This window comes from Candidatus Aalborgicola defluviihabitans, from assembly GCF_016705985.1.
In the GTDB taxonomy this organism is placed as follows: domain Bacteria; phylum Pseudomonadota; class Gammaproteobacteria; order Burkholderiales; family Burkholderiaceae_C; genus Allorhodoferax; species Allorhodoferax defluviihabitans.
The window spans coordinates 571641-582822 of record NZ_JADJKN010000023.1 but is presented as its reverse complement, the minus strand read 5'-3'; the positions used below and the strand labels follow the sequence as shown (position 1 = coordinate 582822).

General features: G+C 50.2%; 2 tRNA genes and 6 rRNA genes. All 8 read right to left on the bottom strand.

What is annotated here, in order from left to right:
• Positions 1 to 49: 49 nt before the first annotated feature.
• The 8 genes from IPI80_RS18770 to IPI80_RS18735 all read right to left on the bottom strand — a co-directional run bounded on the left by IPI80_RS18770 (position 50) and on the right by IPI80_RS18735 (position 10810).
• Positions 50 to 1584 (bottom strand): 16S ribosomal RNA (locus IPI80_RS18770).
• 358 nt (positions 1585 to 1942) lie between these two features.
• Positions 1943 to 2055 (bottom strand): 5S ribosomal RNA (gene rrf, locus IPI80_RS18765).
• Positions 2056 to 2218: 163 nt separating this feature from the next.
• A 23S ribosomal RNA gene (locus tag IPI80_RS18760) occupies positions 2219 to 5088 on the bottom strand.
• A 390-nt stretch (positions 5089 to 5478) separates the two neighbouring features.
• Positions 5479 to 5554 (bottom strand) — tRNA-Ala (locus IPI80_RS18755).
• A 26-nt stretch (positions 5555 to 5580) separates the two neighbouring features.
• Positions 5581 to 5657: transfer RNA gene (locus IPI80_RS18750), tRNA-Ile, on the bottom strand.
• 98 nt (positions 5658 to 5755) lie between these two features.
• A 16S ribosomal RNA gene (locus IPI80_RS18745) occupies positions 5756 to 7291 on the bottom strand.
• A gap of 360 nt (positions 7292 to 7651) precedes the next feature.
• Positions 7652 to 7764, bottom strand: a 5S ribosomal RNA gene (gene rrf / locus IPI80_RS18740).
• A gap of 169 nt (positions 7765 to 7933) precedes the next feature.
• A 23S ribosomal RNA gene (locus IPI80_RS18735) occupies positions 7934 to 10810 on the bottom strand.
• Together the 16S, 23S and 5S rRNA genes with 2 tRNA genes alongside form the textbook arrangement of a ribosomal RNA operon.
• Between the last annotated feature and the right edge of the window lie 372 nt (positions 10811 to 11182).

Below are 11182 nucleotides of genomic sequence, written 5' to 3'. Positions count from 1 at the left end.
TTCCAACAACCGATAAGTTGTGAGCGTTCAAGTTAAGTTCAGTTTCCAGAAAGGAGGTGATCAGCCGCACCTTCCGATACGGCTACCTTGTTACCGACTTCACCCCAGTCACGAACCCTGCCGTGATAAATCTTCTCGCCCTCCTTGCGGTTAGGTTAACTACTTCTGTAGAACCCGCTCCCATGGTGTGACGGGCGGGTGTGTACAAGACCCGGAACGTGTTCCTGTGACATTCTGATCCACGATTACCAGCGATTCCCGACTTCACGTAATCGGTTTCGGACTACGATCGGACTAAGACTGGCTTTCGGTGGGATTAGCTCCCCCTCAACGGGTTGGCAACCCTTTGAACCAGCGAAATTGTATGACGTGTATAGCCCCACCTACTAAGGGCCATGAGGACTTGACGTCATCCCCACCTTCCTCCAGTTGTCACCGGCAGTCCATTAGAGTGCCCAACTAAATGTAGCAACTAATGACAGGGGTTGCGCTCGTTGCGGGACTTAACCCAACATCTCACGACACGAGCTGACGACAGCCATGCGGCACCTGTGTTACGGCTCTCTTTCGAGCACTTCTCTATCTCTAAAGGATTCCGTACATGTCAAAGTGGGTAAGGTTTTCGCGTTGCATCGAATTAAACCAATCATCCACCGCTTGTGCGGGTCCCCGTCAATTCCTTTTGAGTTTCAACCTTGCGGCCGCTACTCCCCAGGCGGTCAACTTCACGCGTTAGCTTCGTTACTGAGTCAGTGAAGACCCAACAACCAGTTGACATCGTTTAGGGCGTGGACTACCAGGGTATCTAATCCTGTTTGCTCCCCCACGCTTTCGTGCATGAGCGTCCAGTACAGGTCCAGGGGATTGCCTTCGCCATCGGTGTTCCTCCGCATATCTACGCATTCACTGCTACACGCGGAATTCCATCCCCTCTACCGTACTCTAGCTATACAGTCACAAATGCAGGTCCCAGGTTGAGCCCGGGGATTCACATCTGTCTTATATAACCGCCTGCGCACGCTTTACGCCCAGTAATTCCGATTAACGCTTGCACCCTACGTATTACCGCGGCTGCTGGCAGTAGTTAGCCGGTGCTTATTCTTACGGTACCGTCATTAGCCTCTCGTATTAGGAGAGACCGTTTCGTTCCGTACAAAAGCAGTTTACAACCCGAAGGCCTTCGTCCTGCACGCGGCATTGCTGGATCAGGCTTGCGCCCATTGTCCAAAATTCCCCACTGCTGCCTCCCCGTAGGAGTCTGGACCGTGTCTCAGTTCCAGTGTGGCTGGTCGTCCTCTCAGACCAGCTGCAGATCGTCGCCTTGGTGGGCTTTCCCCCGCCAACTAGCTAATCTGATATCGGCCGCTCCAATCGCGCGAGGTCTTGCGATCCCCCGCTTTCATCCATAGATCGTATGCGGTAATAGCACAGCTTTCGCTGCGTTATCCCCCACGACTGGGCACGTTCCGATATATTACTCACCCGTTCGCCACGCCACCAGGATTGCTCCCGTGCTGCCGTTCGACTTGCATGTAAGGCATGCCGCCAGCGTTCAATCTGAGCCAGGATCAAACTCTATAGTTCGATCTTGAATTTTTTGCACATTTCTATGCAACTCGCAAACTGGAATTAACATGAACTCCATTTCTGAAGTTCGCATTTCTTTTCATTCATGAGCGTTTGTAAGTCAGTTAAGACTTAGTTCGAAGAACTTGGCAATCGCCTTCAAACGCCCACGCTTATCGGCTGTAAATTTTAATGAACCGAAGATTCTTCTACACTCTTCGTTTGCTTTGCTGCGATCAGGAAGCCTTGAATTATGACACAGTTTTTACATCCCTGTCAAAATCTTATCGGAAACTTCCGTTTTTCTTCAGCACTCCCCATAAGGATTACTGAAAAAAAACGCCCCATCGATTGATGGGGCGTTTTTGCTGTAATAGCCTGACGATGACCTACTTTCACACGGGAACCCGCACTATCATCGGCGCAGAAGCGTTTCACTTTCCTGTTCGGGATGGGAAGGAGTGGTACCACTTCGCTATGGTCGTCAGGCATAACTTTTTGCCACCTTGACTATTGTCAAGGCGACCAATTTATAGAGCTAATCAGCTTGTCTTTTCGACACTGAAGTGCGATCACTCACACAGCAGTTATTTTTGAATGCGTCAACTTGGCATAACTTCCTTGAGACACTTCTACAGTGAATCAAAGTTATAGGGTCAAGCCGCACGAGCAATTAGTATCGGTTAGCTTAACGCATTACTGCGCTTCCACACCCGACCTATCAACGTCCTGGTCTTGAACGACTCTTTAGGGGCTCAAGGCCTGGCAGATCCTCATCTTGAAGCGAGTTTCCCGCTTAGATGCTTTCAGCGGTTATCTCTTCCACACTTAGCTACTGGCAATGCCACTGGCGTGACAACCGATACACCAGAGGTGTGTGTCCACTCCGGTCCTCTCGTACTAGGAGCAGGCTTCCTCAAATCTGCAGCGCCCAGGGAAGATAGGGACCAAACTGTCTCACGACGTTTTAAACCCAGCTCACGTACCTCTTTAAATGGCGAACAGCCATACCCTTGGGACCGGCTACAGCCCCAGGATGAGATGAGCCGACATCGAGGTGCCAAACACCGCCGTCGATATGAACTCTTGGGCGGTATCAGCCTGTTATCCCCAGAGTACCTTTATCCGTTGAGCGATGGCCCTTCCATACAGAACCACCGGATCACTATGTCCTGCTCGCATCTGCTCGACTTGTCAGTCTCGCAGTTAAGCACGCTTATGCCATTGCACTATCGTCACGATGTCCGGACCGTAACTAGCGTACCTTCGAACTCCTCCGTTACGCTTTGGGAGGAGACCGCCCCAGTCAAACTGCCTACCATGCACTGTCCCCGATCCAGATAATGGACCTAGGTTAGAACCTCAAACACACCAGGGTGGTATTTCAACGTTGGCTCCATAAGATCTAGCGACCCTACTTCAAAGCCTCCCACCTATCCTACAGATCTGTTCAAAGTCCAATACAAAAGCTACAGTAAAGGTTCATGGGGTCTTTCCGTCTTTCCGGGGAGATTGCATCATCACAAACATTTCAACTTCGCTGAGTCTCGGGAGGAGACAGTGTGGCCATCGTTACGCCATTCGTGCAGGTCGGAACTTACCCGACAAGGAATTTCGCTACCTTAGGACCGTTATAGTTACGGCCGCCGTTTACTGGGACTTCAATCAAGAGCTTGCACCCCATCATTTAATCTTCCAGCACCGGGCAGGCGTCACACCCTATACGTCCACTTTCGTGTTTGCAGAGTGCTGTGTTTTTAATAAACAGTCGCAGCCACCGATTTTTTGCAACCTCATTGGGCTCCATCCGCGAGGGACTTCACCTACTAAAGGCACACCTTCTTCCGAAGTTACGGTGTCAATTTGCCGAGTTCCTTCTCCCGAGTTCTCTCAAGCGCCTTAGAATACTCATCTCGCGCACCAGTGTCGGTTTGCGGTACGGTCGTGTAGCTGAAGCTTAGTGGCTTTTCCTGGAAGCAGGGTATCACTCACTTCGGCAGCAAGCTGCCTCGTTATCACCTCCTCATCTAAGCCCGGCGGATTTGCCTACCAGGCACGACTACAAGCTTGAACCAACATGTCCAACAGTTGGCTGAGTTAACCTTCTCCGTCCCCACATCGCACTACACATCGGTACAGGAATATTGACCTGTTTCCCATCAGCTACGCATCTCTGCCTCGCCTTAGGGGCCGACTCACTCTACGCCGATGAACGTTGCGTAGAAAACCTTGCGCTTTCGGCGAGGGAGCTTTTCACTCCTTTAACGCTACTCATGTCAGCATTCGCACTTCTGATACCTCCAGCATGCTTTACAACACACCTTCACAGGCTTACAGAACGCTCTCCTACCACTTGCAATAAATTGCAAATCCGCAGCTTCGGTAACTGGCTTAGCCCCGTTACATCTTCCGCGCAGGACGACTCGATCAGTGAGCTATTACGCTTTCTTTAAATGATGGCTGCTTCTAAGCCAACATCCTGACTGTTTTAGCCTTCCCACTTCGTTTCCCACTTAGCCCGTTTTAGGGACCTTAGCTGGCGGTCTGGGTTGTTTCCCTCTTGAGTCCGGACGTTAGCACCCGGTGCTCTGTCTCCCAAGCTGTACTCGACGGTATTCGGAGTTTGCATTGGTTTGGTAAGTCGCCATGACCCCCTAGCCAAAACAGTGCTCTACCCCCGTCGGTAATACTTGAGGCACTACCTAAATAGTTTTCCGGAGAGAACCAGCTATTTCCAAGTTTGTTTAGCCTTTCACCCCTATCCACAGCTCATCCGCTAGTTTTGCAACACTAGTCGGTTCGGACCTCCAGTACCTGTTACGGCACCTTCATCCTGGCCATGGATAGATCACTTGGTTTCGGGTCTACACCCAGCGACTTGACGCCCTATTCGGACTCGATTTCTCTACGGCTTCCCTATTCGGTGAACCTTGCCACGGAATGTAAGTCGCTGACCCATTATACAAAGGTACGCAGTCACCCTTGCGGGCTCCTACTTTTTGTAAGCACACGGTTTCAGGATCTATTTCACTCCCCTCCCGGGGTTCTTTTCGCCTTTCCCTCACGGTACTAGTTCACTATCGGTCAATGATGAGTATTTAGCCTTGGAGGATGGTCCCCCCATATTCAGACAGGATTTCTCGTGTCCCGCCCTACTTTTCGTTAGCTCAGTACCACACAGGTCTTTTCACGTACGGGGCTATCACCCGCTATGGCCACCCTTTCCAGAGTGTTCCGTTAAGTCTTGTGCTATCACTAACAGGCTTCTCCGATTTCGCTCGCCACTACTTTCGGAATCTCGGTTGATGTCTTTTCCTCGAGCTACTGAGATGTTTCAGTTCACCCGGTTCGCCTCGCATAGCTATGTATTCACTATGCGATACCTTTGCAGGTGGGTTTCCCCATTCGGAAATCTCCGGATCAAAGCTAATTTGCCAGCTCCCGAAGCTTATCGCAGGCTATCACGTCCTTCGTCGCCTATCATTGCCAAGGCATCCACCATGTGCTCTTATTCACTTGACCCTATAACTTTGACGTCTCTTGCGAGAATCAAAGCATCTTCAAGGAATGTTTGTCAGGTCTTTCACCTGACGCGTTATGCCGTATCCAATTTAACTTGAATAACTCGAATTTCAAACGTGAAGTTTGATATTCATTTTGACGCAATCAAAATTATGTTGCTAACAACTACGCAAGGCACGGTCTGCACTAAACCTTTACGAATGTGCAGTTTCCTTACATAGCCCAAGCTTTGCAGCTTAAAGTTAGCAACGCTGATTAAACTCTATAAATTGTTAAAGAACAGCCGATTGATCAGGTAATCCCGATCAACAACAAAGCAGCCTCTATTTTCCGAAGAATTCGAAGCCGCTTTGGTGTTGATTCATATGAATCAGATAAGAAGTGAAAGATTGGTGGAGGTGACAGGACTCGAACCCGCTACCTACTGCTTGCAAAGCAGCCGCTCTCCCAGCTGAGCTACACCCCCAAATCCAGAAGGACGTTGGACGACAATGGTGGGTCTGGTTGGTCTCGAACCAACGACCCCCGCCTTATCAAGACGGTGCTCTAACCAACTGAGCTACAGACCCAAGCCGGTCACTTTTGACCAAGTTTGATCCTTAGCCGTTAGCGACAATCTTCCAACAACCGATAAGTGTGAGCGTTCAAATTAAATTGCAGTTTCCAGAAAGGAGGTGATCCAGCCGCACCTTCCGATACGGCTACCTTGTTACGACTTCACCCCAGTCACGAACCCTGCCGTGGTAATCGCCCCCCCTTGCGGTTAGGCTAACTACTTCTGGCAGAACCCGCTCCCATGGTGTGACGGGCGGTGTGTACAAGACCCGGGAACGTATTCACCGTGACATTCTGATCCACGATTACTAGCGATTCCGACTTCACGTAGTCGAGTTGCAGACTACGATCCGGACTACGACTGGCTTTGTGGGATTAGCTCCCCCTCGCGGGTTGGCAACCCTTTGTACCAGCCATTGTATGACGTGTGTAGCCCCACCTATAAGGGCCATGAGGACTTGACGTCATCCCCACCTTCCTCCGGTTTGTCACCGGCAGTCTCATTAGAGTGCCCAACTAAATGTAGCAACTAATGACAAGGGTTGCGCTCGTTGCGGGACTTAACCCAACATCTCACGACACGAGCTGACGACAGCCATGCAGCACCTGTGTTACGGCTCTCTTTCGAGCACTCCTCTATCTCTAAAGGATTCCGTACATGTCAAAGGTGGGTAAGGTTTTTCGCGTTGCATCGAATTAAACCACATCATCCACCGCTTGTGCGGGTCCCCGTCAATTCCTTTGAGTTTCAACCTTGCGGCCGTACTCCCCAGGCGGTCAACTTCACGCGTTAGCTTCGTTACTGAGTCAGTGAAGACCCAACAACCAGTTGACATCGTTTAGGGCGTGGACTACCAGGGTATCTAATCCTGTTTGCTCCCCACGCTTTCGTGCATGAGCGTCAGTACAGGTCCAGGGGATTGCCTTCGCCATCGGTGTTCCTCCGCATATCTACGCATTTCACTGCTACACGCGGAATTCCATCCCCCTCTACCGTACTCTAGCTATGCAGTCACAAATGCAGGTCCCAGGTTGAGCCCGGGGATTTCACATCTGTCTTATATAACCGCCTGCGCACGCTTTACGCCCAGTAATTCCGATTAACGCTTGCACCCTACGTATTACCGCGGCTGCTGGCACGTAGTTAGCCGGTGCTTATTCTTACGGTACCGTCATTAGCCTCTCGTATTAGGAGAGACCGTTTCGTTCCGTACAAAAGCAGTTTACAACCCGAAGGCCTTCGTCCTGCACGCGGCATTGCTGGATCAGGCTTGCGCCCATTGTCCAAAATTCCCCACTGCTGCCTCCCGTAGGAGTCTGGACCGTGTCTCAGTTCCAGTGTGGCTGGTCGTCCTCTCAGACCAGCTACAGATCGTCGCCTTGGTGGGCTTTTACCCCGCCAACTAGCTAATCTGATATCGGCCGCTCCAATCGCGCGAGGTCTTGCGATCCCCCGCTTTCATCCATAGATCGTATGCGGTATTAGCACAGCTTTCGCTGCGTTATCCCCCACGACTGGGCACGTTCCGATATATTACTCACCCGTTCGCCACTCGCCACCAGGATTGCTCCCGTGCTGCCGTTCGACTTGCATGTGTAAGGCATGCCGCCAGCGTTCAATCTGAGCCAGGATCAAACTCTATAGTTCGATCTTGAATTTTTCGCATATCTCTATGCAACTCATAAATTGGAATCAACATGAACTCCATTGCTGAAGTTCGCATTTCTTTTCATTCATGAGCGTTTGTAAGTCAGTTAAGACTTAGTTCCGAAGAACTTGGCAATCGCCTTCAAACGCCCACGCTTATCGGCTGTAAATTTTTAATGAACCGAAGATTCTTCTACGCTCTTCGTTTGCTTTGCTGCGATCAGCGAAGCCTTGAATTATGCAACAGTTTTTACATCCTTGTCAAAATCTTATCGGAAACTTCCGTTTTTCTTCAGCACTCCCCATAGGGTTACTGAAAAAAACGCCCCATCGATTGATGGGGCGTTTTTGCTGTAATGAGCCTGACGATGACCTACTTTCACACGGGAATCCGCACTATCATTGGCGCAGAGTCGTTTCACTGTCCTGTTCGGGATGGGAAGGAGTGGGACCAACTCGCTATGGTCGTCAGGCAAAACTTTTTTGTCAGCTTGACCCGAGGGTCAAGACAACCAATTTATAGAGCTAATCAGCTTCATCGAATTAACGAACCTCTGCAGCAGCTGCCTGCGAGGAGGATTTTTGAATGCGTCAACTTGGCATAACTTCCTTGATTGCACTTTTAGGCGCAATCAAAGTTATAGGGTCAAGCCGCACGAGCAATTAGTATCGGTTAGCTCAAGCGCTTACACGCCTTACACACCCGACCTATCAACGTCCTGGTCTTGAACGACTCTTTAGGGGCTCAAGGCCCCGGCAGATCTCATCTTGAAACGAGTTTCCCGCTTAGATGCTTTCAGCGGTTATCTCTTCCACACATAGCTACTCGGCAATGCCACTGGCGTGACAACCGATACACCAGAGGTGTGTCCACTCCGGTCCTCTCGTACTAGGAGCAGGCTTTCTCAAATCTGCAGCGCCCACGGAAGATAGGGACCAAACTGTCTCACGACGTTTTAAACCCAGCTCACGTACCTCTTTAAATGGCGAACAGCCATACCCTTGGGACCGGCTACAGCCCCAGGATGAGATGAGCCGACATCGAGGTGCCAAACACCGCCGTCGATATGAACTCTTGGGCGGTATCAGCCTGTTATCCCCAGAGTACCTTTTATCCGTTGAGCGATGGCCCTTCCATACAGAACCACCGGATCACTATGTCCTGCTTTCGCATCTGCTCGACTTGTCAGTCTCGCAGTTAAGCACGCTTATGCCATTGCACTATCGTCACGATGTCCGACCGTAACTAGCGTACCTTCGAACTCCTCCGTTACGCTTTGGGAGGAGACCGCCCCAGTCAAACTGCCTACCATGCACTGTCCCCGATCCAGATAATGGACCTAGGTTAGAACCTCAAACACACCAGGGTGGTATTTCAACGTTGGCTCCATAGAATCTAGCGACCCTACTTCAAAGCCTCCCACCTATCCTACACAGATCTGTTCAAAGTCCAATACAAAGCTACAGTAAAGGTTCATGGGGTCTTTCCGTCTTTCCGCGGGGAGATTGCATCATCACAAACATTTCAACTTCGCTGAGTCTCTGGAGGAGACAGTGTGGCCATCGTTACGCCATTCGTGCAGGTCGGAACTTACCCGACAAGGAATTTCGCTACCTTAGGACCGTTATAGTTACGGCCGCCGTTTACTGGGACTTCAATCAAGAGCTTGCACCCCATCATTTAATCTTCCAGCACCGGGCAGGCGTCACACCCTATACGTCCACTTTCGTGTTTGCAGAGTGCTGTGTTTTTAATAAACAGTCGCAGCCACCGATTTTTTGCAACCCCATTGGGCTCCAGACGCGAAGTCCTTCACCTACTAAAGGCACACCTTCTTCCGAAGTTACGGTGTCAATTTGCCGAGTTCCTTCTCCCGAGTTCTCTCAAGCGCCTTAGAATACTCATCTCGCGCACCAGTGTCGGTTTGCGGTACGGTCGTGTGTAGCTGAAGCTTAGTGGCTTTTCCTGGAAGCAGGGTATCACTCACTTCGGCAGCAAGCTGCCTCGTTATCACCCCTCATCTAAGCCCGGCGGATTTGCCTACCAGGCACGACTACAGGCTTGAACCAACATGTCCAACAGTTGGCTGAGCTAACCTTCTCCGTCCCCACATCGCACTACACATCGGTACAGGAATATTGACCTGTTTCCCATCAGCTACGCATCTCTGCCTCGCCTTAGGGGCCGACTCACTCTACGCCGATGAACGTTGCGTAGAAAACCTTGCGCTTACGGCGAGGGGGCTTTTCACCCCCTTTAACGCTACTCATGTCAGCATTCGCACTTCTGATACCTCCAGCATCCTTTACAAGACACCTTCACAGGCTTACAGAACGCTCTCCTACCACTTGCAATAAATTGCAAATCCGCAGCTTCGGTAACTGGCTTAGCCCCGTTACATCTTCCGCGCAGGACGACTCGATCAGTGAGCTATTACGCTTTCTTTAAATGATGGCTGCTTCTAAGCCAACATCCTGACTGTTTTAGCCTTCCCACTTCGTTTCCCACTTAGCTACGATTTAGGGACCTTAGCTGGCGGTCTGGGTTGTTTCCCTCTTGAGTCCGGACGTTAGCACCCGGTGCTCTGTCTCCCAAGCTGTACTCGACGGTATTCGGAGTTTGCATTGGTTTGGTAAGTCGCCATGACCCCCTAGCCAAAACAGTGCTCTACCCCCGTCGGTAATACTTGAGGCACTACCTAAATAGTTTTCGGAGAGAACCAGCTATTTCCAAGTTTGTTTAGCCTTTCACCCCTATCCACAGCTCATCCGCTAGTTTTGCAACACTAGTCGGTTCGGACCTCCAGTACCTGTTACGGCACCTTCATCCTGGCCATGGATAGATCACTTGGTTTCGGGTCTACACCCAGCGACTTGACGCCCTATTCGGACTCGATTTCTCTACGGCTTCCCTATTCGGTTAACCTTGCCACTGAATGTAAGTCGCTGACCCATTATACAAAAGGTACGCAGTCACCCTTGCGGGCTCCTACTTTTTGTAAGCACACGGTTTCAGGATCTATTTCACTCCCCTCCCGGGGTTCTTTTCGCCTTTCCCTCACGGTACTAGTTCACTATCGGTCAATGATGAGTATTTAGCCTTGGAGGATGGTCCCCCCATCTTCAGACAGGATTTCTCGTGTCCCGCCCTACTTATCGTCCCTCAGTTCCACAAAAGACTTTTCTCATACGGGGCTATCACCCACTATGGTCAGCGTTTCCAGAGTGTTCCGTTAAGTCTTGTGCTATCACTAGCAGGCTTCTCCGATTTCGCTCGCCACTACTTTCGGAATCTCGGTTGATGTCTTTTCCTCGAGCTACTGAGATGTTTCAGTTCACCCGGTTCGCCTCGCATAGCTATGTATTCACTATGCGATACCTTTGCAGGTGGGTTTCCCCATTCGGAAATCTCCGGATCAAAGCTAATTTGCCAGCTCCCCGAAGCTTATCGCAGGCTATCACGTCCTTCGTCGCCTATCATTGCCAAGGCATCCACCATGTGCTCTTATTCACTTGACCCTATAACTTTGACGTCTCTTGCGAGAATCAAAGCATCTTCAAGGAATGTTTGTCAGGTCTTTCACCTGACGCGTTATGCCGTATTCAATTTAACTTGAATAACTCGAATTTCAAACGTGAAGTTTGATATTCATTTTGACGCAATCAAAATTATGTTGCTAACAACTACGCAAGGCACGGTCTGCACTAAACCTTTACGAATGTGCAGTTTCCTTACATAGCCCAAGCTTTGCGCTAAAGTTAGCAACGCTGATTAAACTCTATAAATTGTTAAAGAACAGCCGATTGATCAGGTAATCCTGATCAACAACAAAGCAGCCTCTATTTTCCGGAAGAATTCGAAGCCGCTTTGGTGTTGATTCATATGAATCA